This window comes from Agromyces solani (assembly GCF_058349925.1).
Genome location: NZ_JBYRER010000001.1, coordinates 1,564,207 through 1,589,960, shown reverse-complemented (window position 1 = coordinate 1,589,960; position 25,754 = coordinate 1,564,207). Strand labels below are relative to the sequence as shown.

Sequence of the window (25,754 nt, the reverse complement as noted above, 5' to 3'; positions counted from 1 at the left end):
GATCCCTCGACCGGGCGACCCGCCTAGTGGGCCGCGTCCTCCCAGTTCCGACCACGGCCGACCTGCACGTCGAGCGGCACCTGGAGCTCGGCCGCGTTCGCCATCTTGTCTCGGACGACGGCCTCGAGGGCCTCGGACTCACCGGCTGCGACCTCGAAGATGAGCTCGTCGTGCACGGTGAGCAGCATGCGGCTGGCGAGCCCCTGCGCCTGGATCTCGCGCTCGACCCCGACCATCGCGAGCTTCATGATGTCGGCGGCGGAGCCCTGGATCGGCGAGTTGAGCGCCGCGCGCTCGGCGTTCTCGCGGAGCACCCGGTTGGGGCTGTTGAGGTCGGGGAACGGACGGCGCCGGCCGAAGATCGTCTCCGTGTAGCCGTCGATCTTCGCCTGCTCGACGACGCCGCGCAGGTAGTCGCGCACCGCGCCGAAGCGCTCGAAGTACTCGCGCATGAGCTGCTGCGCCTCGGCGCGCTCGATGCGGAGCTGCTTCGACAAGCCGAAGGCGCTCAGCCCGTAGGCGAGGCCGTACGACATGGCCTTCACCTTGGTGCGCATGAGCGGCGTGACGTCGGCCGGGTCGACCGCGAAGACCCGTGCGCCGACGAATCGGTGCAGGTCTTCGCCGGCGTTGAAGGCCTCGATGAGCCCGGGGTCGCCCGAGAGGTGCGCCATGATGCGCATCTCGATCTGCGAGTAGTCGGCCGTGAGCAGCTCGACGTAGTCGGCGCCGTGCCGGAAGGCCTTGCGGATGCGACGCCCGTCTTCGGTGCGGATCGGGATGTTCTGGAGGTTCGGGTCGTTCGACGACATGCGACCGGTCGCCGCGCCGATCTGGCCGTAGTTCGTGTGGATGCGGCCGTCGGCGGCGATCGACTTGTCGAGCGCGTCGACGATCTGCCGGAGCTTCGTCGCGTCGCGGTGCTCGAGCAGGTAGCCGAGGAACGGGTGCGGGCTCGACTCCTGCAGGTCGGCCAGCGCGTTCGCGTCGGTCGTGTAGCCGGTCTTCGTCGCGCGCGTCTTCGGCATGCCGAGCTGGTCGAACAGCACCTCCTGCAACTGCTTGGGCGAACCGAGGTTCACCTCGCGGCCGATCTCGGCGTACGCCGCCTCGGCGAGGCCGGCCGCGCGCTCTCCGAGCTCGGCCGACAGGGCGGCGAGCTCGTCGTGGTCGACCGTGACGCCGCGGAGCTCCATCGCGGCGAGCACCGGCACGAGCGGCATCTCGATGTCGGCGAGCAGCTGCCGCGACCGCTCTGGCAGTGCGCGCAGCACCGCCGGGGCCACCCGCACGGCGAACCACGCGTACTCGGGCGCACCGGCGTCGGTGCCCTCCTCGGGGACGAGCTGGGCCGGGTCGGCCTGCGGCACCGTCTCACCGAGATAGCGGTCGACGAGATCTGGAAGGCTCTTCTCGACGAGATTCGGGCGCACCAGCCAGCCGGCGACGAGGACGTCGAGCACGAGTCCGTCGAACTCGAGGCCGGTTCGCGCCAGGGCTTCGAGCTGCGGCTTCGCGTCGCTCATGACCTTCGGCGAATCCGACGCGAGCCACGCCTCGAACGGCGCGGCGTCGGCCGACCCCGCCTGCCACGCGACGTGCGCGGTCTCGGTCGTCGTCGCGACGCCGGCCCCGACGACGACCCCGTCGATGACCTCGAGGCTGAGGCCCAGGCCCGCAGGCTCGGCCGCCACGGCACGCTCGAGCCACGCCGCGAGGTCGGCGCCGACCGGGCGCTGCGAGGTCGGCATCGTGGGCGCGGCGATGAGCGGCGCGGGTTCGGCGGCGGGCGCGCCGCCGTTGCCGTTGCCGTTCGCCTCACCCGTCGCGAGCTTGCGCAGCCGCTCGAAGAGCGTGCGGAACTCGAGTCGCTCGAAGAGGGGCCGGACCGCCTCGACGTCGATCGGGCGCGCCTCGAGCTCGGGGATCGCGAGGTCGAGCTCGACGTCGTCGACGAGGCGGTTGAGCTTGCGATTGCGGATCGCGTTCTCCTTCTCGTCGCGCAGGTTCTGCCCGACGACGCCCTTGATCTCGTCGGCGTGGGCGAGGATGCCGTCGAGGTCGCCGTACAGGCCGAGCCACTTGACCGCGGTCTTCTCACCCACCTTCGTGATGCCGATGAGGTTGTCGCTCGTCTCGCCGACGAGCGCGGCGACGTCGGGGTACTGCTCGGGCCGGATGCCGTAGCGCTCGACGACCGCCTCGGGGTCGTAGCGCTTCAGCTGCGAGACGCCCTGGGCGTTCGGGTAGAGCAGCGTGACGTCGTCGTTGACGAGCTGGATCGTGTCGCGATCGCCCGAGACGAGGAGGACCCGATAGCCGTCGGCACGCCCGCGTGCGGCGAGCGTCGCGAGGATGTCGTCGGCCTCGAAGTCCTCTTTCTCGAGCACGCGGATGCCCATCGCCTGCAACGCCTCCTGGAGGAGCGGCACCTGGCCCTTGAACTCGGGTGGGGTCTCGCCGCGGGTGCCCTTGTACTCGGCGTACTCGCGCGTGCGGAACGAGTGGCGGGACACGTCGAACGCGACCGCGAGGTGCGTCGGCTTCTCGTTCTGGAGCAGCAGCAGCAGCATCGAGAGGAAGCCGTGGATGGCGTTCGTGTGCTGGCCGTCGCGCGTCGTGAAGCTGTCGACCGGGAGGGCGTAGAAGGCTCGGAAGGCCAGCGAGTGGCCGTCGACGACGAGGAGGGTGGGCTTGTCTGCGTCCGTCACCGGACCAGCCTACAAGCGGCCGCCGACACCGCCCGACGCGCCCGGCGCACGCACCGGGCGGGCGCCCCCGGCGACGACGAACGGCGGATGCCTCGACGAGACCGTGCTCGTCGAGGCATCCGCCGGTCGGGGTCGCGAGACCCTACTTCTTGGGGGCGAGCTGCTCGATGATCGCCTGCGAGACGTCCTTCATCGTGAGGCGGCGGTCCATCGACGCCTTCTGGATCCAGCGGAACGCCTCGGGCTCGGAGAGGCCCATCTTCTCGTTGAGCAGGCCCTTCGCCCGGTCGACGAGCTTGCGGGTCTCGAACCGCTCGACGAGGTCGCCGACCTCGGCCTCGAGGGCGATGATCTGCGCGTGCCGGGCCAGGGCGATCTCGATCGCGGGGAGCAGGTCGTTGGGCGTGAAGGGCTTCACGACGTAGGCCAGCGCGCCGGCCTCGCTCGCGCGCTCGACGAGCTCCTTCTGGCTGAAGGCGGTCAGCAGCACGACGGGGGCGATGTGCCCCTTCGAGAGGCGCTCGGCCGCGGAGATGCCGTCGAGCTGCGGCATCTTGACGTCCATGATGACGAGATCGGGGCGCAGCTCGGTCGCGAGCGCCACGGCGGTCTCGCCGTCGCCCGCCTCGCCGACGACCTCGTAGCCGTTGTCGCGCAGGATCTCGACGATGTCGAGGCGGATGAGCGACTCATCTTCTGCCACGACCACGCGGCGCGGAGCTGCCGGCTGGGTTGATTCGGTGTCAGTCACGCAGGAAAGCCTACGGTATTCTGGGCGAGGCCTCTGGCCGGTGTGGCGGAATGGCAGACGCGGAGCACTCAAAATGCTTTGCCCGAAAGGGCGTGTGGGTTCGACCCCCACCACCGGCACCATCACCCGTGCGACGGTCGCGGATCACGTCCCTCCGGCCCGCGCCAGGTGCGCGTTGCGCGTCTCGATCAGGCGACGCAGGTAGGGTCCGAGCACGTGCTCCGCGACCCGCCCGACCGGCCCGAACGGCGCGACGAACTCGATCTCGTCGGTCATGACGGTGCCGGCACCGTCCGCCGTGGGCGCGAACCGGTGCACATGACGGAACGACCGGAACGGACCTCGCAACTGCTCGTCGACGAACGATCGCGGTGCGTCGAAGCCCGTGATGCGGCTCGTCATCCGGAACGGGACCCCGAAATGCCACGCGCGCCACGTCACCTGCTCGCCGGGCCCGATCCTGCCCGAGGTCACTCCGCCGACGGCACGCTCTCGGGAGCGCGCCATCGACGCCATGTGCAGGTCGATGTCCAGCGAGCGGGCGAACGCCTCGGACGGCGCCATCCCGAGGACGGTCCGGCATTCGAATCTCACGACCACGATCGGATTCTGCCACGACGCGAGCCCGAGGCATCCCGACCACGGCACGCGGGTACGGCGAAGGGCCGGCCCGTGGCGGGCCGGCCCTTCGTGGAACCGCTAGAGCACCTCGCCCACGACGTGCACGCGCACGTCGTTCGTGGTGCCGGGGATGCCGGGAGGCGAGCCCGAGATGATGACGACCTTCTCGCCGTTGACCGCCTTGCCGGTCTTCGCGAGCGCCTCGTCGACCTGGCCGACCATCTGGTCCGTGTGGGTGACGCGCGAGACGACGAACGACTCGACGCCCCAGTTGAGCGCCATGCGACGACGGATCGCGGGATCGGGCGTGAACGCGAGGATCGGGATCTTCGAGCGGAGTCGCGTCATGCGGCGCACCGTCTCGCCCGACTCGGTGAACACGCAGAGGTACTTCGCCTCGACGAAGTCGGCGACCTCCACCGCGGCGGCCGTGATGGCGCCCGACTGGGTGCGCGGCTTCGTACCGAGCGGCGCGATGCGGTCGAGCCCGTGCTGCTCGGTCGACTCGATGATGCGCGCCATGGTCTGGACCGTGATGACCGGGTACTCCCCCACGCTCGTCTCGCCCGAGAGCATGACCGCGTCGGCGCCGTCGAGGACGGCGTTCGCGACGTCGGACGTCTCGGCGCGGGTCGGCACCGGGCTGTGGATCATCGACTCGAGCATCTGCGTCGCGACGATGACGGGCTTCGCGAGGCGCCGGGCGATCTCGACCGCGCGCTTCTGCACGATCGGCACGGCCTCGAGCGGCAGCTCGACGCCGAGGTCGCCGCGCGCGACCATGACCGCGTCGAACGCCTCGGTGATCTCCTCGAGCGCGTCGACGGCCTGCGGCTTCTCGACCTTCGCGACGACCGGCACGCGGCGGCCGACCTCGTCCATGATCTCGTGGACGCGCGTGATGTCGGCGGCGTTGCGCACGAACGAGAGGGCGATGAGGTCGGCGCCGAGCTCGAGGCCCCAGCGCAGGTCGGCCTCGTCCTTCTCCGAGAGCGCGGGCACGTTGACCGCCACGCCGGGCAGGTTGATGCCCTTGTTGTTCGAGACGGGCCCGGCGACGACGACCTTGGTCGTGACGACCGTGCCATCGGTCTCGAGCACCTCGACGCGGACCTTGCCGTCGTCGATGAGCAGGAAGTCACCGGGCTTCACGTCCTGCGGGAGCCCCTTGAACGTCGTGCCGACGAGCTCCTTCGTGCCGACGACGTCTTCGGTGGTGATCTTGAAGATGTCGCCCTCGGCGAGCTCGTGGGGACCGTCGGCGAACTTGCCGAGGCGGATCTTCGGCCCCTGCAGGTCGACGAGCACGGCAACCGCGCGACCGGAGTCGGCCGCGGCCTTGCGCACGTTCTGGTAGACGCCCTCGTGGACGTCGTAGCTGCCGTGGCTGAGGTTCATGCGGGCGACGTCGACGCCCGCATCGATGATCGCCCGGATCTGCTCGTAGCTCGATGTCGCCGGCCCGAGGGTGGCGACGATCTTCGCTCGTCTCATGTGGTGATACTCCCGGTGTTCCGCGCCGTGGCGCTGATCGTGTGGTTCGGACGACGCGCCGGGCGGCGCGCGTGGTTCAGACGGCGATGGCCCTGGCCGTCGCCGCGATGGGACTCGGCAGCGAGGTCTCGCCCTCAAGGTACCGGTCGACGGCGGCGGCCGCAGCACGGCCCTCCGCGATCGCCCAGACGATGAGCGACTGCCCGCGGCCCGCGTCACCCGCGACGAAGACGCCGGGCTCGGCCGTCGCATACGCCGCGTCGCGCGCGATGTTGCCGCGATCGGTGGTGGCGAGCTGGAGCTGCTCGTCGAGCTCGCCGGTCTCCGGTCCGGTGAAGCCGAGGGCGAGCAGCACGAGGTCGGCGGGGATCTCGCGCTCGGTGCCCGCCTTCGGCACTCGGCGGCCGTCGAGGTACTCGGTCTCGGCGACGCGGATGGCTCGCACCTGGCCGGCCTCGTTCGCGAGGAACTCGACCGTGGACGCGAGGAACTCGCGCCGGCCGCCCTCTTCGTGGGCGCTCTGCACCTCGAAGACGGTCGGGTGCATGGGCCACGGCTGGTGGTCGGGGCGCTCCTGCCCCGGCTGCTTGCCGATCGCGAGATTCGTGACCGACAGCGCGCCCTGGCGGTGCGCCGTGCCGATGCAGTCCGCACCGGTGTCGCCGCCGCCGAGGACGACGACGTGCTTGCCCTCGGCAGAGATCTGGTCGAAGACCTCGTCGCCCGCGACGTGGCGGTTCGACTGGGTGAGGTACTCCATGGCGAAGTGCACGCCGGACAGGTCGCGCCCCGGGACCGGCAGGTCGCGGGGCACCATGGCGCCCGTCGCGATGACGATGGCGTCGTAGCGCTCGCGGAGCTGGTCCCACGTGATGTCGACGCCGATGTTCATGCCCGCGCGGAATCGCGTGCCCTCGGCGGTCATCTGGGCGAGGCGCGCGTCGAGGTGCTTCTTCTCCATCTTGAAGTCGGGGATCCCGTAACGCAGCAGGCCGCCGATGCGGTCGTCGCGCTCGAAGACTGCGACGGTGTGCCCCGCACGCGTGAGCTGCTGCGCGGCGGCGAGCCCGGCGGGACCCGAGCCGACGACGGCGACGGTCTTGCCGGTGAGGCGGCCGGGCGGCTGCGGCTGCACCCAGCCGTTGCCGAAGGCCTGGTCGATGATCGAGACCTCTACCTGCTTGATGGTCACCGCGGGCTGGTTGATGCCGAGCACGCACGCCGATTCGCACGGCGCCGGACAGAGCCGACCGGTGAACTCGGGGAAGTTGTTCGTCGCGTGCAGTCGTTCGATGGCGGCACGGCCCTCGCCGCGGTACATGAGGTCGTTCCACTCGGGGATGAGGTTGCCGAGCGGGCAGCCCTGATGGCAGAACGGGATGCCGCAGTCCATGCAGCGACCGGCCTGCCGGCGGAGTTGCGCGGGGTCGCCCTGCTCGTAGACCTCTCGCCAGTCCATGATGCGCACCGGCACGGGACGCCGCTTGGGCAGCTCGCGCTCGGTGACCTTCAGGAAGCCCTTGGGGTCAGCCATTCGTCACCTCCATGTCGTTCGTGAGCACTGCCGTGTCGATCATCGAAGCCGACTCAGCCATTCGTCACCTCGAGGATTCGCGTCCAGACGACGTCGCCGTCGGGGTCGAGTCCCTCGTCGACGGCGCTCTGGCGCGTGCGGAGCACTGCTGCGTAGTCCCGCGGCAGCACCTTCGTGAATCGGTCGAACGCGTCGTCGCCCTCGGCGAGGAGCGCCGCGGCGACCGCGGAATCGGTTTCTTCGACGTGCTGCTCGAGCAGGTCGCGCACGATCTCGCGGTCGGCACTGCCGAGCGGGAGGAGTTCGAGCTCGCCGGCCGCGAGCGACTCGCGGTTGACCCGGCCTTCGCGCAGGTCGAGGACGTACGCCGTGCCGCCGGACATGCCGGCGCCGAGGTTGCGCCCCGTCTCGCCGAGGATGAGCGCGAGCCCGCCCGTCATGTACTCGAGCGCGTGGTCCCCCACGCCCTCGACGACCGCGGTAGCACCGGAGTTGCGGACGAGGAAGCGCTCGCCGACGATGCCGCGGATGAACATGCTGCCGCTCGTCGCGCCGTACCCGATCACGTTGCCGGCGATGACGTTGCGCTCGGCGACGAAACCGCTGTCGGGCGCCGGCCGGACGACGATGCGGCCGCCCGAGAGGCCCTTGCCGACGTAGTCGTTCGAGTCGCCCTCGAGCCGGATCGTGATGCCGCCCGGCAGGAACGCGCCGAGCGACTGCCCGGCCGACCCGCTGAGCGTGACGTCGATCGAGCCCGTCGGCAGCCCCTGCTCCCCGTGTCGCGACGTGACCTCGTGGCCGAGCATCGTGCCGACCGCGCGCTCGGTGTTCTTGATCGGCAGCTCGATCGCGACCGAACCGCCGTCCTCGAGGACGATGCCGGCGCGGCGGATGAGCTCGTTGTCGAAGTGCTCGTCGAGCTCGTGGTCCTGGGGGCGGGCGTTGCGGCGCGCGTCGGCCTCGGAGAAGTCCGGGCCGACGAGCACCGGGGTGAGGTCGAGCCCCGACGCCTTCCAGTGGTCGACGGCGCGGTCGACGTCGAGGAGCTCGCGCCGGCCGACGATCTCGTCGATCGAACGGTACCCGAGGGCGGCGAGGTACTCGCGCACCTCCTGGGCGATGAACTCGAAGAAGTTCACGACGAACTCGGGCTTGCCGCTGAACCGCTTGCGGAGCTCGGGGTTCTGCGTCGCGACGCCCACGGGGCAGGTGTCGAGGTGGCAGACCCGCATCATGACGCAGCCCTCGACGACGAGCGGCGCCGTCGCGAAGCCGAACTCCTCGGCGCCCAGCAGCGCGCCGATCACGACGTCGCGGCCGGTCTTCAGCTGGCCGTCGACCTGCACGACGACGCGGTCGCGCATGCCGTTGAGCATGAGCGTCTGCTGCGTCTCCGCGAGGCCGAGCTCCCACGGCGTGCCGGCATGCTTGAGCGAGTTGAGCGGGCTCGCGCCCGTGCCGCCGTCGTGACCGGACACGAGGATGACGTCGGCGAGCGCCTTCGCGGTGCCGGCGGCGACCGCGCCGATGCCCGACTGGCTGACGAGCTTCACGTGGATGCGCGCCTTCGGGTTCGCCCGCTTCAGGTCGAAGATGAGCTGCTTGAGGTCCTCGATCGAATAGATGTCGTGATGCGGAGGCGGCGAGATGAGCCCGACTCCGGCGGTCGCGTGCCGCGTGCGGGCGACCCACGGGTACACCTTCGTCGGCGGCAGCTGGCCGCCCTCGCCCGGCTTCGCGCCCTGCGCGAGCTTGATCTGGATGTCGTCGGCGTGCGTCAGGTACATGCTCGTGACGCCGAAGCGGCCGGAGGCGACCTGCTTGATCGCGCTGCGCCGCTCGGGGTCGAGCAGGCGGTCGAGGTCCTCGCCACCCTCGCCGGTGTTCGACTTGGCGCCGAGCCGGTTCATCGCGATCGCGAGGGTCTCGTGCGCCTCCTTCGAGATGGAGCCATAGCTCATCGCCCCGGTCGAGAACCGCTTGACGATGGACGAGACCGGCTCGACCTCGTCGATGGGCACTGCCGGGCGCGTGCCGGTGCGCAACGCGAACATGCCGCGGAGCGTCAGCAGTTCCTCCGCCTGCGAGTCGACGAGCGAGGTGTACTCCCGGAACACGTCGTACCGGCGGTTGCGGGTCGAGTGCTGCAGCCGGAACACCGTCTCGGGGTTGAAGAGGTGCGGCGACCCGTCGCGGCGCCACTGGTACTCGCCGCCCGTCGCGAGCCGCTCGTGCGCGCGGACCGCCTGGTCCTGAGGATAGGCCCGGGCGTGGCGGTCGAGGTTCTCGGCCGCGACGACGTCGATGCCCACGCCGCCGAGCTTCGAGGTGGTTCCGGTGAAGTACTCGTCGATGAAGTCCTGCGAGAGGCCGACGGCTTCGAAGGCCTGGGCGCCGGCGTACGAGGCGATCGTCGAGACGCCCATCTTCGACATGATCTTGAGCACGCCCTTGCCGAGCGCCTTGATCACGTTGTGGACGGCCTGCTCGGGCGAGACCCCGGCGATGACGCCGGAGCGGACGAGGTCCTCGCAGGTCTCCATCGCGAGGTACGGGTTCACGGCGGAGGCGCCGTAGCCGACGAGCAGCGCCACGTGGTGCACCTCGCGCACGTCGCCGGCCTCGACCACGAGGCCCACCTTCATGCGGTTCTCCGACCGGATCAGGTGGTGGTGCACCGCCGACAGCATCAACAGCGACGGGATCGGTGCGAGGTCCTTGTTGGAGTCGCGGTCGGAGAGCACGATGAACTTCGCCCCCTCCTCGATCGCCTCGTCGACCTCGGCGCACATCGCCCGGAGCCGGTCGCGCATCGCGTCGGGACCCTCGTCGAACCGGTAGAGCCCGCGGATCGTGACGGTCGTGCGCCGACCCGGCATCGGGTCGATGTGCACGATCTTCGCGAGCTCGTCGTTGTCGATGACCGGGAAGTCGAGCGTGACCTGGCGGGCGTGCTCGGGCCCGGCGGCCAGCAGGTTGCGCTCGGGGCCGATCTGCGTGCCGAGCGACGTCACGACGGCTTCGCGGATCGAGTCGAGCGGCGGGTTCGTGACCTGTGCGAACTGCTGGGTGAAGTAGTCGAAGAGGAGCCGCGGGCGCTTCGAGAGCACGGCGATCGGGGTGTCCGACCCCATCGCGCCGAGCGGCTCCGCCCCGGTCTTCGCCATCGGCGTGAGCAGGATCTTCACTTCTTCTTCGGTGTAGCCGAAGGTGCGCTGACGACGGTTGACCGAGGCGGGCGGGTGCACGATGTGCTCCCGCTCGGGCAGTTCGGCGAGGCGGATGCGGCCGTCCTCGAGCCACTCGCCCCACGGCGCGGCCTTCTCGAGGTCGGACTTGATCTCGTCGTCCTCGATGAGGCGACCCCGCTCGGTGTCGACGAGGAACATCCGGCCCGGCTGCAGTCGCCCCTTGCGGACGATCCGCGACTGCTCGAGGTCGAGCACGCCGATCTCGCTCGCGAGCACGACGAGGCCGTCGTCGGTGACGACGTACCGGCCCGGGCGGAGGCCGTTGCGGTCGAGCGTGGCGCCGACGAGCGAGCCGTCGGTGAACACGATCGCCGCGGGGCCGTCCCACGGCTCCATCAGCATCGAGTGGTACTCGTAGAAGGCGCGCCGTTCGGGGCTGAGCTCGGCCTGGTTCTCCCAGGCCTCGGGCACCATCATCATGATCGCGTGCGGCAGGCTGCGCCCCGCGAGCGTGAGCAGCTCGACCACCTCGTCGAACGAGGCCGAGTCGCTCGCACCGGGCGTCACGATCGGCAGGATCGGGCCGAGGTCGCCGAGCACCTCGGATTCGAGCTGCGACTGCCGGGCGCGCATCCAGTTGCGGTTGCCCTGGATGGTGTTGATCTCGCCGTTGTGCGCGATCATGCGGAACGGCTGGGCGAGCGGCCACGACGGGAAGGTGTTCGTGGAGTACCGCGAGTGCACGAGCGCGAGCTTCGACGTGAACCGCTCGTCGGAGAGGTCGGGGTAGAACGGCTCGAGCTGCAGGGTCGTGACCATGCCCTTGTAGACCATCGTGCGGCAGGAGAGCGACGCGAAGTAGAGTTCGAGCTCGCGTTCGGCCCGCTTGCGGAAGCGGAACGCCAACCGGTCGAGCGCGATGCCCGCCAGTCGGGCGCCCGCCGAGGTGGTCGCCGCCGAGCGGACGAAGAGCTGCTGCACCGCGGGCATCGCAGCCCGCGCGAGGGTGCCGAGCTCGTCGGGCCGGACGGGGACCTCGCGCCAGCCGAGCACCTCGAGGCCCTCGGACGCGGCGAGCTCGGCGAGCTGCTGCTTCACGCGGCTGCGCGTGGTCGGGTCGACCGGCAGGAACGCGTTGCCGACCGCATAGGCGCCCGCCTCGGGCAGCGGGAACGGGCTGACCGCCCGCAGGAACTCGTCGGGGATCTGCGTGATGATGCCCGCACCGTCGCCGGTGCCGGCGTCGGAGCCGACCGCGCCGCGGTGTTCGAGGTGCCGCAGCGCGTCGAGCGCCGCGGTGATGATGTCGTGCCCCGCGGTACCGCGGAGCGTGGCGACCATCGCGAGGCCGCACGCGTCTTTCTCGGCGGCGGGGTCGTACATGCCCTGGGCGGGTGGAACAGTTCCGAACCGCGAGAAGGGAGGGGTGAGCGACACAGGGACCGTCCTCATCAACTAGGTGGAAGCGGGGACGTCATCGGCCCTACACGGGGATGCACGACGCATGGTGCGGCGTCGCTGAGGAGAACGGGGTGGGGCGGCCTGTCTACGAGGTGGTACGGCTCGGGCTTGTGGCCGCCGTCTCGCCCTTGGGGTCGTTCTCGCCCTCGACACCGTCGTCGAGAGAGTCTGAGTCGGACTCGATTTCGTCTGAGTCTACCTCAGCGTCAGGGCCCTTCCATTCACGTCCGGGAACGTACGGGCTGGGCTCGTCGCCGGTGTGGCGACGTCGCTGCACGAGGTACAGCACGACGCCGAGCACGATGGCGGCGAACGAGGTCCAGACGTTGACGCGGATGCCGAGGAACATCTCGCTCGGGTCGACGCGGATGGACTCGAAGAACGAACGGCCGAGGCCGTACCAGATGAGGTAGATCGCGAACGCCTTGCCCCAGCGCAGGTTGATCCGGCGTTCGAGCATGACGATCACGGCCGCACCGAGGAGGTTCCAGACGAGCTCGTAGAGGAACGTCGGGTGGAACAGCGTGCCCTCGGCGATGCCCTGCGGCCAGGCCGGGTTGTCGAACTCGATCTCGAGGCCCCACGGGAGGTCGGTCGGGGCGCCGTAGAGCTCGTGGTTGAACCAGTTGCCGAGACGGCCGACGGCCTGCGCGACGAGGAGCCCGGGTGCCAGCGCGTCGGCGAACGACCAGAAACGGAGCCCCGTGAATCGGCAGCCGATGATGACACCGATCGCCCCACCGATGAGGGCCCCGTAGATGGCGTTGCCGCCCTCCCAGATCGCGATGACCTTCCACGGCTCCTGACCGGCGAAGTAGTCGGCCGGATGCGTGAACACGTGGTACAGGCGAGCACCGATGATGCCGAGCGGCACGGCCCAGAGGGCGACGTCGAGCACGACGCCCGGCTCGGCCCCGCGCTTCGTGAGGCGACGCGACGTGATGATCACCGCGAGGATGATGCCGGCGAGGATGCACAGCGCGTACGTCTGGATCGCGATGACGCCCCACGGCATGGGGATCTCGATGGTGCGCCAGACGTAGTCGGGGCTCGGGATGCTGATCGGGGCGATCACTCGGGGTGCTGCCTTTCCTCGGAAGCGACGTCGGCCGGGTGGGCCTCAGTCAGCGTACTTCAACTCGCGACGGTGCCGCGTGCGAGCTCGGCCGCGAGGTCGCCGGCCCCCCGCACCCCGCCGTCGGCGAGGGCCTTCACGATCGCGGAGCCCACGATCGCCCCCTCCGCGTACTCGAGCACCTCGGCCACCTGCGCGGCCGTCGAGATGCCGACGCCGACGCAGCTCGCCGGCGCACCGGCCGCCTGCAGCCGCTCGACGACCCCGCGCGCCGCGCGGTCGACGTCGGCGCGGGCGCCGGTGATGCCCATGGTCGAGACCGCGTACACGAAGCCGCGGCTCGCCTCGACGACCTTCGCGATGCGCGCGTCGCTCGAGGTCGGCGCGGCGAGGAACACCCGGTCGAGCCCGGTCCGCTCTGATGCGGCGATCCAGTCGGCGCCCTCGTCGGGGATGAGATCGGGCGTGATGAGCCCCGCTCCCCCGGCGGCGGCGAGGTCGTCGGCGAACCGATCGACGCCGTACTGCACCACGGGATTCCAGTACGTCATGACGAGCACGGGAGCGTCGACGCGCTCGGTGATTCGCCGAACGGCCTCGAAGCCGTCCCCGAGGCGGAAACCGTTCGCGAGCGCCTGCTGGGTAGCCGCCTGGATCACCGGGCCGTCCATCACCGGGTCGGAGTACGGCAGGCCGAGTTCGAGCGCGTCGACCCCGTTCTCGACGAGGGCGACCGCCGCCTCGACGCTCTCGTCGAGCGTCGGGAATCCGACCGGCAGGTACCCGATCAGGGCGCCGGATGCCTCGGCGTTGCGCCGGGCGATGACCGGGCCGACCGTGTTGCGGGCGCTCATTCGGCGGCCTCCTCGTCGTACAGCTCGAAGTAGCGGGCCGCGGTGTCCATGTCCTTGTCGCCGCGACCGGAGAGGTTGACGAGGATGGTCGCGCCGTCGCCGAGTTCGCGACCGAGTTCGAGCGCGCCCGCGAGCGCGTGCGACGACTCGATCGCGGGGATGATGCCCTCGGTGCGCGTGAGCAGGCGGAGCGCCTGCATGGCGGCGTCATCGGTGACGGGACGGTACTCGGCACGCCCGATCGCGGCCAGCCAGGAGTGCTCGGGGCCGACGCCGGGGTAATCGAGACCCGCCGAGATCGAGTGCGACTCGATCGTCTGGCCGTCCTCGTCCTGCAGGAGGTAGCTGCGCGCACCGTGCAGCACGCCGGGCCGGCCCATCGTGATGGTCGCTGCGTGACGCTCGGTGTCGACGCCCTCGCCGCCGGCCTCGAATCCGTACAGCCCGACGCCCTCGTCGTCGAGGAACGCGTGGAAGATGCCGATCGCGTTCGAGCCGCCCCCGACGCACGCCGCGACCGCGGTCGGCAGCGAGCCGGTGAGGTCGATCACCTGCTGGCGCGCCTCTTCGCCGATGATCTTCTGGAAGTCACGCACCATCTCGGGGAAGGGGTGCGGGCCCGCGACCGTGCCGAAGATGTAGTTGGTCGTCTCGACGTTCGTGACCCAGTCGCGCATGGCCTCGTTGATCGCATCCTTCAGCGTGCGCGAACCGGCCTTCACCGCCACGACCTCGGCGCCGAGGAGGCGCATGCGCGCCACGTTCAGCGCCTGTCGCTCGGTGTCGACCTCGCCCATGTAGATGGTGCACTCGAGCCCGAAGAGCGCGGCCGCGGTCGCCGTCGCGACGCCGTGCTGGCCGGCACCGGTCTCGGCGATGACCCGCTGCTTGCCGATGCGCTTGGTGAGCAGCGCCTGACCGAGCACGTTGTTGATCTTGTGCGAGCCCGTGTGGTTGAGGTCCTCGCGCTTCAGGATGATTCGCGCACCGCCCGCGTGCTGCGCGAATCGCGGCACCTCGGTGATGATCGACGGGCGCCCCGTGTAGCTGCGCCCGAGCTCGGCGAGCTCGGCGCCGAACGCGGGATCGAGCTTGGCGAGGTCGTAGGCCTCGCCGAGCTCGTCGAGGGCGGCGACGAGGGACTCGGGCACGAAGCGCCCACCGAAGTCGCCGAAGTACGGACCGGTCTGCGCTCTGAGCGCCATGTCACACCGCCAGGAAAGCTGAGAGGTTGGCAATCGGGTCGCCCGTGACGAGCGCCTCGCCGACGAGCACGACGTCGGCGCCCGACGAGCGGTAGTGCGCGACGTCGGCGGGCGAGAGCACCGCCGACTCGGCGACGCGGATCGCGTCGGTCGGGAATCGGTCGGCGATCCGGCCGAACAGGTCTCGGTCGAGCTCGAACGTCGTGAGGTCGCGGGCGTTCACGCCGATGAGCCGGGCGCCGAGCGCGGCGGCCCGTTCGAGCTCGTCGGCCGAATGGGTCTCGACGAGGGGCGTCATGCCGAGCTCGACGATGAGGTCGAACAGCTCGCGCAGCGTCGCGTCGTCGAGCGCCGCGACGATGAGCAGCACGAGGTCTGCGCCGGCGGCGCGGGCCTCGAACACCTGGTACGGCGTGGCGATGAAGTCCTTGCGCAGCACCGGCAGCGCGACGGCGGCGCGCACGGCTTCGAGGTCGGCGAGCGAGCCGCCGAACTTGCGACCCTCGGTGAGCACGCTGATCGCGCTCGCGCCGCCGAGCTCGTAGCTCCGGGCGAGGGCGGCCGGGTCGGCGATCGCTGCGAGCGAGCCGCGCGACGGGCTCGACCGCTTGATCTCCGCGATGACCTTGACATGCGAGGCCGGACGCAACGCCTCGAGCGCGTCGAGGGCCGCGGGGCGCGCGAGCGCGACGGCCTCGACGTCCGCGAGCGGCCGCGTCTCGCGGCGCGCGAGTGCGTCGGCGACCGCGTTCGCCGTCAGCTCGGCGAGCACCTAGTGCGCCTTTTCAGCGACCTTCGAGCCGCCGACGCCGTAGCCGGCACGGGCGAGCGCCCAGCCGACGATGAGGCCGACGACCAGGAGCCCCGCCGAAGCCCAGACGAGCCACTGCGCGTCGAAGAAGAACGCGACCGTGCCGATCGTGAACGCGATGAGCATGATGGTGACGGCGGTCCATGCCGCGGGCGAGTGTCCGTGGCCGGGATCTGCGGTCTCAATGCTCATGATGCTCCTTCGTGCGGGGGGTTCGCCCGCCAGTCTAGCGGGTCGGTTCGGGGCCGGTCGCGCCATCGGCGCCGGTCGTGTCGTCGGTGGGGGCCGGGTCGTCGGTCGGATCGTCGCCTCGGCTGAGCTCGTCCCAGTCGTCGATGGCGCGCTCGGACGCAGCACGGCCGCCGTGCGCCGCATCGGCCGGCTCGAGGCCGCTGCGGTAGCGCCGCGACGACCCCGGCCAGCGCGTGCCGGTGGCGAGCACGAGCACGCCCGCGGCCACGACGAGCACGCCGCCGACGATCGCGACGGTCGGCCAGAGCGTCGCGACGGCGGCGCCCACGAGGTCGGCGGTCGGCCCGTCGCCGGCGACACCCGTCGCCTCCGTGACGGACGCCGAGACGGCGCCCACGGGGTCGGCCAGCGCGAGCGAGGCGGCGAGCACGAGGCATCCGCCCAGGACGACCTCGAGCACGCCGAGCACGACCCTGATCGCAGGACCCGCGAGGGCGAGCGCCGCGGCCAGGGCGAGACCGGCGAGGCCGAGCGCGGCGAGCGCCGGCGACGCGACGCTGCCGGGCACCGCGATGACCTCGGCGTCCACGTGCGCGCCGGCGCCGCTCGCGAGCACGAGGCCGAACCAGGTCTGGCTCCAGGCCAGCAGGGCGAGGCCCGAACCGACGATGGAGGCGATGATGGCGGGGAGCTTCATGCGGGCTCGGTTCACGGCTCGACCCTCCGCATCGCGTTGGCGACGGCGACGGCGCGCAGCGGGGCGGCCGCCTTGTTCCGCGACTCCTCGAACTCGCTCGCGGGATCGGAGTCGGCCACGAGGCCCGCGCCCGCCTGCACCCGGGCCACGCCGCCCGAGATGGTCGCCGTGCGGATGGCGATCGCCAGGTCGGCGTCGCCGCCGAACCCGAAGTACCCGACCACTCCCCCGTAGAGTCCGCGCTGCGCCGGCTCGAGCTCGTCGATGATCTCGAGCGCGCGCGGCTTCGGGGCGCCGGAGAGCGTACCCGCCGGGAACGTCGCCCGGAACACCTCGATCGCGTTGGTTCCGGGTTCGAGGTCGCCCTCGACCGACGACACGAGGTGCATGATGTGGCTGAACCGCTCGACGCGCATGAACTCGGTCACCTCGACCGTGCCCGCGGCGCAGACCTTCGCGAGGTCGTTGCGGGCGAGGTCGACGAGCATGAGGTGCTCGGCCTGCTCCTTCGGGTCGGCCACGAGCGCGGCCTCGAGGTCGGCGTCCTCTTCGGGCGTGGCGCCGCGCGGCTTCGAACCGGCGATCGGGTGGGTGAAGACGCGTCCGTGCTGCACCTTGACGAGCGCCTCGGGCGACGACCCGACGATCCAGTACGGCTCGCCGGCCCCGTCCTCGAGGTGGAGGAAGTACATGTACGGGCTCGGGTTGAGGCTGCGCAGCACCCGGTAGACGTCGAGGGCGGGCGCGGTCGCCTCGTGCTCGAACCGCTGCGAGATCACGACCTGGAAGACGTCGCCGTCGCGGATGAAGTCCTTCGAGCGGTCGACCGCGGCGAGGAAGTCGGCCTCCGCGGTGCGGTGCGTCGGCGTCGCGGCCCGTGCGAGGTCGATCTCGGCCAGCCACGCCTCGGCCGGCGCGGCGAGGCCGCGCTGCATGCGGTCGAGACGCTCCTGCGCGTCGCGCCAGAGCTCGTCGGCGCCGGCACCGGTGTCGTTCAGCGCCGAGGCGATGAGCTGCACCGTGCCGGTGCGGTGGTCGATCACGACGAGCTCGGCGACGAACGCGAACGCCTGCCCCGGGATGGACGACTCGGCGGGCGGGCGGTCGGGCAGGTGCTCGATCTGCCGCACGGCCTCCCAGCCGATGAACCCGACGAGGCCGCCGGTGAGCGGCGGCGCCCCCGGCACGTCCTCCGTGCGCCAGCGCTCGAACAGCGCCTCGAGCGCGGCGAGCGGCGGCAGGTCGGATGCCTCGCCGAGCGCCCGCTCGGCCGACAGGCCGTGGTCGTGCCACTCGACGCGGTCGTCGTGCTCGGTGATGACGCCGTACGACGAGACGCCGACGAACGAGTAGCGCGACCAGATGCCGCCCTGCTCGGCAGATTCGAGGAGGAACGTGCCGGGGCGGCCCTCGGCGAGCTTGCGATAGATGCCGACCGGGGTCTCGCCGTCGGCGAAGAGCTCGCGCACGACGGGCACGACACGGCGCCCGGTGAGCAGGCCGGTGAACTCCTCGAAGGTCGTCGTGGCGGTCATCGTATCTCCTCGTCGCAGGCGTCGGTCGGCGGTCCGGTTCGTCAGTCGACGGGCGCCGATGTGTCGGGCAGTCGACCCTGCACGACCTCGATCGGGTCCCCGTCGAAGCAGGTCCGGGTGCCGGTGTGGCATGCCGCGCCGACCTGCTCGACCTTCACGAGCAGGGTGTCGGCGTCGCAGTCGAGCGCGGCGGAGCGCACGTACTGCGCGTGGCCGGAGGTGTCGCCCTTGCGCCAGTACTCCTGGCGTGAGCGCGACCAGAAGGTGACGCGCCCCTCCGTCAGGGTGCGCCGGAGCGCCTCGCGGTCCATCCAGCCGAGCATGAGCATCTCGCCCGTGTCCCACTGCTGGATGACCGCAGGGAGGAGGCCCTGATCGTTGAAGACGGCGCGGTCGAGTGCCTGCGCTGCCGTGGACGGCGTTCCGCTCATCGCACGATCCTTCCGTCGGCCTCGAGCGCGGCCTTCACCTCGCCGATCGTGAGCTCGCCGTTGTGGAACACGGACGCCGCGAGCACGGCGTCGGCGCCCGCGCCGATCGCGGGCGGGAAGTCGGCGACACGGCCCGCGCCGCCGGAGGCGATGACCGGCACCGTCGACAGCTCGTGCATGGCCGCGGTGAGCTCGAGGTCGAAGCCCTGCTTCGTCCCGTCGGCGTCGATCGAGTTGACGAGGAGCTCGCCGGCCCCCAGCTCGATCGCGCGCCGGGCCCACTCGAGCGCGTCCAGGTCGGTCTCGGTGCGACCGCCGTGCGTGGTCACGACGAAGCCCGATTCGGTCCGGTCGGAGCGCTTGACGTCGAGCGAGAGCACGCACACCTGCGCGCCGAATCGGTCGGCGATCTCGGCGATGAGGGGCGGGCGCGCGATCGCGGCGCTGTTGACGCCGATCTTGTCGGCGCCGTGGCCGAGCAGCCGCGCGACGTCGTCGGTCGACCGCACGCCGCCGCCCACGGTCAGCGGGATGAACACCTGCTCGGCGACCCGCTGCACCATCTCGTACGTCGTCGACCGCTCGTCGACCGTCGCGGTGACATCGAGGAACGTGAGCTCGTCGGCCCCCTGCTCGGCGTAGCGGGCCGCGAGCTCGACGGGGTCGCCGGCATCGCGCAGGTTCTGGAAGTTGACGCCCTTGACGACGCGGCCGGCGGCCACGTCGAGGCACGGGATGACGCGGACGGCGAGGCTCATGCGCGCACCCTCACAACCGCGCCGCGTGGATGGCGCCCACGAGGATCGCGCGCGCGCCGAGCGCGTACAGCTCGTCCATGACGTGGTTCATGTCGACGCGCGGGATCATGACGCGCACGGCCACCCAGTCGGGGTCGTGCAGCGGCGAGACCGTCGGCGACTCGAAGCCGGGGGCGACGGCGGTCGCCTGCTCGAGGTGCTCCACCGGCACGTCGTAGTCGAGCAGCACGTACTGGCGGGCGACGAGCACGCCCTGGAGGCGCCGGAGCAGCGTCGCCGCTCCCGGCTTCTCGACGCCCGAGCCGATGAGCACGGCCTCGGATTCGAGGATGACGGGGCCGAAGATCTCGAGCCCGGCCTGACGCAGGGTGGCACCGGTCGACACGACGTCGGCGACGGCATCGGCCACGCCGAGCCGTACGGCCGACTCGACCGCGCCGTCGAGCTTCACGAGCTTCGACGGGGTGACCCCCTGCCCGGCGAGGAAGGCGCCCACGAGACCGGGGTAGCTCGTCGCGACGCGGACGCCCTCGAGGTCGGCGAGCTCCGAGAAGCGGCCGGCCGGGCCGGCGAAACGGAACGTCGAGTCGCCGAATCCGAGCGGGGCGATCTCCGAGGCATCCGACCCGGAATCGAGCAGGAGGTCGCGACCCGTGATGCCGACGTCGAGCGCACCCGAGCCGACGTAGGTCGCGATGTCGCGCGGGCGGAGGTAGAAGAACTCGACCCCGTTGCGCGGGTCGGCGGTGTGGAGGTCGCGCTGGTCGCGGCGACCGGTGTAGCCGGCCTCCCACAGCATCTGCGCGGCGGTGTCTGCGAGCGAACCCTTGTTGGGCACGGCGATTCTGAGCATGTCTGGGCTTTCGTGTCGACGGAACTGATCGGGCATCGGAGCGCGATCAGAGATGTCGGTACACGTCGGCCGGCGAGAGCCCCTTCGCGAGCATGAGCACCTGCAGGTGGTAGAGCAGCTGCGAGATCTCCTCAGCGGTCTCGGCGTCGCTCTGGTACTCGGCGGCCATCCAGACCTCGGCGGCCTCCTCGACGATCTTCTTGCCGATGGCGTGCACGCCGGCGTCGAGCTGGCGCACGGTGCCGGAACCCTCGGGGCGGGTGCGGGCCTTGTCGCTCAGCTCGACGAAGAGTTCGTCGAAGGTCTTCACGCCCCCAAGACTACCGGTGGCGGCGAGGGGTCAGTGCGCGTGCGTCGCCGCAGCGGCCCGGAGCGCCGCGATCTGCTCCTCGGGCACGCCCCTGAAGACGGCGGATCCCGCGACGAATGTGTCGGCGCCGGCCTCGGCCGCGATGCCGATCGTGTCGACCGTGACGCCGCCGTCGACCTGCAGCCACACGTCGAGCCCCCGCGCCCGCACCGCGTCCGCCACACGCCGCAGCTTCGGCATGGTCTCGGGCATGAACGACTGGCCGCCGAAGCCCGGCTCGACCGTCATGACGAGCACCTGGTCGAACTCGTGGAGCAGCTCGAGGAACGGCTCGGCATCGGTGCCGGGCTTCAGCGCGATGCCCGCACGAGCGCCGATCTCGCGGAGCCGACGCGCCGTGGCGACGGGGTCGGTCGCGGCTTCGACATGGAACGTCACACTCGCCGCGCCGAGCTCCGCGTAGCCGGGCGCCCAGCGGTCGGGGTCGTCGATCATGAGGTGCACGTCGAGCGGGATCGGGCTCGTCGCCTGGATGCGCTCGACCATCTGCGGCCCGAACGTGAGGTTCGGCACGAAGTGGTTGTCCATGACGTCGACGTGCACGAGGTCGGCCGTCGAGATGCGCCCGAGCTCGTGCTCGATGTTCGCGAAGTCGGCGGCGAGGATGCTCGGGTTGATGCGCGTCGTCATGCGCAGAAGCCTAGCCAGCGACGGGGATGCCTCGCGCCGCGGCCGGCCGATGGCACGGCCTCCGCGGTGCGACGTCGCTCAGGCGGGGCGGCGCACGAGCGCGATGAACATCGCGTCGGTCCCGTGGCGGTGCGGCCAGAGCTGCACGGTCTCGGGTTCGCCCGCGAGGTCGATCCGCTCGCGCGCGACCGACTGCACGACCGCGCGCGTGTCGAGCTGCTCGATCCCGGGGTGGCGTTGGAGGGCCGCGCGCAGGGTTCCGCGCGTCTCGGCCGTGTGCGGGGAGCACGTGACGTACGCGAGGATGCCGCCGGGCGCGAGCAGGTCGACCGCATGGTCCAGCAGCTCGCCCTGCAGCCTCGTGAGCTCGGGGACGTCGGCGGGCTGCTTGCGCCAACGGGCCTCCGGCCGGCGGCGGAGCGCGCCGAGACCGGTGCACGGTGCATCGAGGAGGATGCGGTCGAAGCCGCCGTCGGCACGCAGCGTCGCCGCGTCGGCCGCGCGACCGTCGCCGACGGCCACGTGCACGTCGAGGGGCACGCCCGCGATGGCCCGGCGCACGAGCTCGGCCCGAGCCGGCACGAGCTCGTTCGCCGCGAGCACCGCATCGGCGGCGAGCGCCTCGGCGGCGAGGATCGCGGTCTTGCCCCCGGGACCGGCGCAGAGGTCGAGCCAGCGCTCCCCCGGTCGCACCGGCAGTGCCCGGGTCAGGGCGAGTGCGGCGAGCTGCGAGCCTTCGTCCTGCACGCGCACGCGGCCCTCGTGGGCCGCCACGAGCGCGAGCGGTCGGTCGGCGGTGAACCCGATCGGCGAGAAGCGGTTCGGCGAGCCGAGATCCTCGGGCGCCTCGTCGCCGAGGCCCGGGAGCGCGACGAGGTTCACCCTGGGCGCCGCGTTGTCGGCGCCGAGCAGGGCCTCGAGCTCATCGGCGCGTCCCTCGGCGTCGAGCGCCGAGCGGAACGCGCGAACGACCCATTCGGGGTGCGAGGCGAGCACGGCCGTCCGCGTGTCGCCGTCGTATTCGGCCCCGACGGCCTCGCGCCATTCGTCGGCGCTCGTGCGGGAGATCGTGCGGAGCACGCCGTTGACGAACCCGCTCGCCGTCGGCGCGACCCGTTTCGCGATGACGACCTGCTCGTTGACGGCGGCGTGGGTGGGGACCCGGGTGGAGAGCAACTGGTGCACGCCGAGACGAAGGATGTCGAGCACGGGCGGATCGATGCGTTCGACCGGTCGGCCCGCGGCGATCTCGATCACCGCGTCGTAGAAGCCGCGCATGCGCAGGGTGCCGTACGTGAGCTCGGTCGCGAGTGCCGCATCGGCCTCGCCGAGCTTCGACCGTTCGATGCGATTCGGCAGCAGGAGGTTGGCGTACGCCTCGTCGTCGCGGACCGCCTCGAGCACCTCGAAGGCGACGATTCGCGGCGGCGAGACGCGGACCTGCTTCGCCGGGCGCGGCTCGCGGGGCCCGCGGGACCCGCCCTGTCGACGGCCGGGTCTGCGTGCGGGGCGTTCGTCGTTCACCCGTCAACTGTACGCGGCGGTCGCGTCGAGGCGGCCTCGATGCGCCCGCTACCCGAGTGCGCGGACCTCGGGTGCGAGCCCCCGGCCCCAGTCGGCGGCGGACATGGCGGCCTTGCCCGCCGGCTGCACGCGCACGAGCTCGACCGGGTCTCCGGCGGTGCCGACCAGCACCCGTCGCCGTTCGGGACGCAGTTCGCCCGGGGCGAGTGCGGCGTCCGTCGACGTGGCATCGGCCGGCCGCGCCTCGAGCACCTTGAGCCGCTCACCGCCGACGGTCGTCCAAGCGCCCGGCTCGGGCGTCACGCCCCGAAAGCGCGCGAGGACCTCATGGGCGTCGCACGACCAGTCGAGCCGCCCGTCGTCGATCGCGAGCTTCGGTGCGAAGCTCGGCTCCCCCACCTGCGGCGCCGCCACGGCCGTGCCGTCCGCGATCGCGTCAACGACGCCGGCCAGCAGTTCGGCGCCCTCCTCGGCGAGCAGGTCGAGCGCGGCGCCCGCGGTCAGGGTGTCGTCGGCCGGCCGACGGTGCGTCGCGAACACGTCGCCGGCGTCGAGCTCCGGGACGAGCTGGAAGACGGATGCCGCGAGCTCGCCGTCGCCCGCGATGATCGAGTGCTGCACGGGGGCCGCGCCGCGCCATGCGGGCAGGGCCGAGAAGTGGAGGTTGATCCAACCGAACCTCGGAGCCGAGAGGAGCGGCTCGCGCACGAGTCCGCCGTACGCGACGATCACGCCGAGGTCGGGCCGCAGCGCCTCGATCTCAGCGGTCGCCGCGTCGTCGAGCCGCGCGGCCTTCACGACCGGGAGCCCGAGTCGCTCGGCGACCGCCGCGACCGGCGACGGGGTGAGCACGCGCTTGCGCCCGAGTGGAGCGTCGGGCCGGGTGACGACCCCGACGAGCTCGTGCCGGCCCGCCGCGAGGCGTTCGAGGCTCGGTACGGCGGGGGCGGGCGTTCCGGCGAAGACGAGGCGCAGGGAGTTCACCAGCCCATTCTTCCGGATCGGCCGTGCTGCGCGCCGTCCACGGCACGTCGCGGCGTCGGTGACGGGTCGCGCCGACGTCGGTCCGGGCTGGACCGGAACGACCCGCATCGGGCCTACGGCACGTCGGGATCGTCGAACCGCACCCGCAGTACCCGCGGGCGGCGCGGCGGCCGGCCCCCGACCGGCCGGCGGCGCTCGGTGGCGACCGTGATCATCTCCGCGCGGAGCGCCTTCGCGACCGCGGAGCCGGTGCCGTAGTCGAATCGCAGGATCGCGCGCTCCAGCTCGTCGTCGACGGGCACCGGACCGAGCACGTCCGCACCGGGCGCGGACGCCTTCGCGGCGTCGATCGCGCGTGCGACCCCCGCGTGCGGCGCCGTCACGCTCGCGACGCGGACGGCGGGAGGGAACCGGAGCGCCCGCCGCGCGGCGAGCTCGGTTCCGGCCCACTCGAGCTGGCGCCACCCCGCGAGCGCCTGGGCGAGCGCCCCCGCGACGCCGACGAGGAAGACCGGCGCTCCAGGCGCCGCGAGTGCGGCGGCGTTCGACCACCAGCGCAGGCAATCCTCTGCGACCCGCAGGGACTCGCGCAGCAGCATCCGCTCGCCGTCGAGCAGGAGCACCGCGCGATAGCCGCCGTCGGCGATCGGCTCAGCACCCCGCGTGGCGACCACGAGCGCCGGTTCCGCGCCCACCCGCAGCACCGGGCGCTCTCCGTCGGAGAGCACGACCTTCGCGCGCGGGAAGGCGCGGCCGAGCTCATCCGCGGTGCGGCTCGCGCCGACCGTCGCGGCACGCAACTTCGTCGACTCGCAGACGGGGCATTGCCACGACGCGGCGCTCGTTCCGCAGAGCCCGCAGCGCGGGGCGCCGCCCGAACGCGGCACGGCGAGTCCGCCGCCGCAGGCGGCGCAGCGGGCCGGCTCCCGGCAGCGGTCGCACACGAGCATCGGCGTGTGCCCGGGACGCGCCACCTGCACGAGCACGGGTCCCTCGCGCACCGCCTCCTGCGCCTGGCGCCACGCGGTCGACGGGATTCGTGCCGACCCCGGCTCGGGACTCGACTGCTGCTCGGTCAGGATGACGCGGGGCCTCGCGTGCCGATGCGGAGCCACCTGCCGAACCCAGCCGATCTCCACGAGCCGCTCGACCTCCACGCTCCGGGTGTGTCCGGCGAAGACGAGCGCCGCGCCCGATTGCTCCTGGCGGATGAGTGCGGCGTCGCGCGGGTGAACCCCGGGCGAGAGGGGCTCGTGCTGCAGGGCATCGCCGTCGTCCCACATCGCGATGAGTCCGAGCCGTGCCGCCGGCGCGTACACGGTCGAGCGGTTGCCGATGACGATGCGTGCGGCGTCGCCGGTCGCGTCGAGAAACGCCCGGTAGCGCGCGCCGCCCGACTGCCTGGCGTCGGTACGGAGCACGCGCTTCGGGTCGACGACGGCCGCGAGGGCGGCCTCGAGCTGCTCCTGGTCGCGGTAGTCGGGCACGATGACGAGGCTCGATCGGTCGGCGGACAGCGTGAGGGCGGCCGCCTGCGCGAGCGTCACCGCCCACGCGCCGACCCACTCGCCCCCGGGCAGACGCACGGGCCTCGGGTCGGCCGCGAGCGACATGCGCTCCCCGGCCGCGATGCCCGCCTCCACGACGCCGGGCTCGAACCCGTCGACCGCGGCGGGGGCGGGCAGGTCGCCGGCGTCGGGCTCGGCGTCACGCCACGCGCGCTCGACCCGCACGTAGCGACTCGGGATCGCCAGGCGCAGGATGTCGCTCGCATTGCCGGCGGCACGATCGGCCGAGGCGCGGGCGAGCGCCCACACCTCGGGCGTCAGGAGCGGCACCTCCGACACGACGTCGTCGAGCTCCGCCAGGCGCCCCTCGTACTCGCTCGCCGCGACGCGTTCGACGAGCCATCCGTCGGCGATGCGCCCGCCGGACCGCAACGGCACCCGCACCCGCGTACCGGGACGTGCGGCTTCGTCGAGGCGGTCGGGCACGCGGTAGTCGAAGAGCTGGTCGAGCTGCGGCAGCGGCGAGTCGACGAGCACCCTGGCGACCGGGCCGCCCGTCAC

21 protein-coding genes and 1 tRNA gene are annotated in these 25,754 nt (G+C 71.8%); 1 reads left to right on the top strand and 21 read right to left on the bottom strand.

What is annotated here, in order from left to right:
• Positions 1-23: 23 nt before the first annotated feature.
• A complete protein-coding gene (gene polA, locus AC3RJ7_RS07315; protein WP_491455123.1) occupies positions 24-2,711 on the bottom strand; it encodes a DNA polymerase I in 2,688 nt (895 codons plus the stop codon).
• A 142-nt stretch (positions 2,712-2,853) separates the two neighbouring features.
• On the bottom strand, positions 2,854-3,462 hold the full coding sequence (locus tag AC3RJ7_RS07310) for an ANTAR domain-containing response regulator (RefSeq protein ID WP_231430921.1): 609 nt from the start codon (positions 3,460-3,462) through the stop codon (positions 2,854-2,856).
• A 36-nt stretch (positions 3,463-3,498) separates the two neighbouring features.
• Between AC3RJ7_RS07310 and AC3RJ7_RS07305 the strand changes: the two genes are divergently transcribed.
• A tRNA-Leu gene (locus tag AC3RJ7_RS07305) sits at positions 3,499-3,584 on the top strand.
• A gap of 22 nt (positions 3,585-3,606) precedes the next feature.
• Here the strand turns inward: AC3RJ7_RS07305 and AC3RJ7_RS07300 are convergent.
• From AC3RJ7_RS07300 to AC3RJ7_RS07210, 19 genes are all read right to left on the bottom strand, one after another.
• Entirely contained in the window at positions 3,607-4,026 is a 420-nt protein-coding gene (locus AC3RJ7_RS07300) for an SRPBCC family protein (RefSeq protein ID WP_491455122.1), read from the bottom strand.
• A gap of 135 nt (positions 4,027-4,161) precedes the next feature.
• A complete protein-coding gene (pyk, locus tag AC3RJ7_RS07295; RefSeq protein WP_491455121.1) occupies positions 4,162-5,577 on the bottom strand; it encodes a pyruvate kinase in 1,416 nt (471 codons plus the stop codon).
• A 76-nt stretch (positions 5,578-5,653) separates the two neighbouring features.
• Positions 5,654-7,111: a glutamate synthase subunit beta gene (locus tag AC3RJ7_RS07290; protein ID WP_491455120.1), complete on the bottom strand. Its 1,458-nt coding sequence runs from the start codon at positions 7,109-7,111 to the stop codon at positions 5,654-5,656.
• 53 nt (positions 7,112-7,164) lie between these two features.
• A complete protein-coding gene (gene gltB, locus AC3RJ7_RS07285; RefSeq protein ID WP_491455119.1) occupies positions 7,165-11,757 on the bottom strand; it encodes a glutamate synthase large subunit in 4,593 nt (1,530 codons plus the stop codon).
• A gap of 94 nt (positions 11,758-11,851) precedes the next feature.
• A complete protein-coding gene (lgt, locus tag AC3RJ7_RS07280; RefSeq protein WP_491455248.1) occupies positions 11,852-12,781 on the bottom strand; it encodes a prolipoprotein diacylglyceryl transferase in 930 nt (309 codons plus the stop codon).
• A gap of 119 nt (positions 12,782-12,900) precedes the next feature.
• A complete protein-coding gene (trpA, locus tag AC3RJ7_RS07275; RefSeq protein WP_491455118.1) occupies positions 12,901-13,695 on the bottom strand; it encodes a tryptophan synthase subunit alpha in 795 nt (264 codons plus the stop codon).
• Positions 13,692-14,900, bottom strand: a complete 1,209-nt coding sequence (trpB, locus tag AC3RJ7_RS07270; protein WP_491455117.1) for a tryptophan synthase subunit beta — start codon at positions 14,898-14,900, stop codon at positions 13,692-13,694. Before trpB ends, trpA begins: the two co-directional genes overlap by 4 nt.
• Before the next feature lies 1 nt (position 14,901).
• The gene (trpC, locus tag AC3RJ7_RS07265) at positions 14,902-15,672 is read right to left on the bottom strand and encodes an indole-3-glycerol phosphate synthase TrpC (protein WP_491455116.1); all 771 of its coding nucleotides are present in this window, start codon (positions 15,670-15,672) and stop codon (positions 14,902-14,904) included.
• Positions 15,673-15,903, bottom strand: a complete 231-nt coding sequence (locus tag AC3RJ7_RS07260; protein ID WP_491455115.1) for a DUF6704 family protein — start codon at positions 15,901-15,903, stop codon at positions 15,673-15,675.
• Between the two features lie 34 nt (positions 15,904-15,937).
• Positions 15,938-16,615 carry a Trp biosynthesis-associated membrane protein gene (locus AC3RJ7_RS07255; protein ID WP_491455114.1) on the bottom strand — a complete coding sequence of 226 codons (678 nt, stop codon included), beginning with the start codon at positions 16,613-16,615 and terminating at the stop codon, positions 15,938-15,940.
• On the bottom strand, positions 16,612-18,135 hold the full coding sequence (locus AC3RJ7_RS07250; RefSeq protein WP_491455113.1) for an anthranilate synthase component I: 1,524 nt from the start codon (positions 18,133-18,135) through the stop codon (positions 16,612-16,614). Before AC3RJ7_RS07250 ends, AC3RJ7_RS07255 begins: the two co-directional genes overlap by 4 nt.
• Before the next feature lie 41 nt (positions 18,136-18,176).
• Complete coding sequence (gene hisI / locus AC3RJ7_RS07245; RefSeq protein ID WP_491455112.1) at positions 18,177-18,566, bottom strand: phosphoribosyl-AMP cyclohydrolase; 390 nt, start codon at positions 18,564-18,566, stop codon at positions 18,177-18,179.
• On the bottom strand, positions 18,563-19,324 hold the full coding sequence (gene hisF / locus AC3RJ7_RS07240) for an imidazole glycerol phosphate synthase subunit HisF (RefSeq protein WP_491455111.1): 762 nt from the start codon (positions 19,322-19,324) through the stop codon (positions 18,563-18,565). Before hisF ends, hisI begins: the two co-directional genes overlap by 4 nt.
• Before the next feature lie 10 nt (positions 19,325-19,334).
• Positions 19,335-20,177 carry an ATP phosphoribosyltransferase gene (gene hisG / locus AC3RJ7_RS07235; RefSeq protein WP_491455110.1) on the bottom strand — a complete coding sequence of 281 codons (843 nt, stop codon included), beginning with the start codon at positions 20,175-20,177 and terminating at the stop codon, positions 19,335-19,337.
• A 46-nt stretch (positions 20,178-20,223) separates the two neighbouring features.
• Positions 20,224-20,487 (bottom strand): phosphoribosyl-ATP diphosphatase, encoded by a 264-nt coding sequence (locus tag AC3RJ7_RS07230; protein ID WP_491455109.1) that lies wholly within the window; start codon positions 20,485-20,487, stop codon positions 20,224-20,226.
• A gap of 30 nt (positions 20,488-20,517) precedes the next feature.
• Positions 20,518-21,177 carry a ribulose-phosphate 3-epimerase gene (gene rpe / locus AC3RJ7_RS07225; RefSeq protein WP_491455108.1) on the bottom strand — a complete coding sequence of 220 codons (660 nt, stop codon included), beginning with the start codon at positions 21,175-21,177 and terminating at the stop codon, positions 20,518-20,520.
• 78 nt (positions 21,178-21,255) lie between these two features.
• On the bottom strand, positions 21,256-22,701 hold the full coding sequence (locus tag AC3RJ7_RS07220) for an RsmB/NOP family class I SAM-dependent RNA methyltransferase (RefSeq protein WP_491455107.1): 1,446 nt from the start codon (positions 22,699-22,701) through the stop codon (positions 21,256-21,258).
• Positions 22,702-22,749: 48 nt separating this feature from the next.
• Positions 22,750-23,676, bottom strand: coding sequence for a methionyl-tRNA formyltransferase (gene fmt / locus AC3RJ7_RS07215; RefSeq protein WP_491455247.1), 927 nt, complete (start codon positions 23,674-23,676; stop codon positions 22,750-22,752).
• Between the two features lie 122 nt (positions 23,677-23,798).
• Positions 23,799-25,754 (bottom strand): primosomal protein N' family DNA-binding protein, encoded by a 1,956-nt coding sequence (locus AC3RJ7_RS07210; protein ID WP_491455106.1) that lies wholly within the window; start codon positions 25,752-25,754, stop codon positions 23,799-23,801.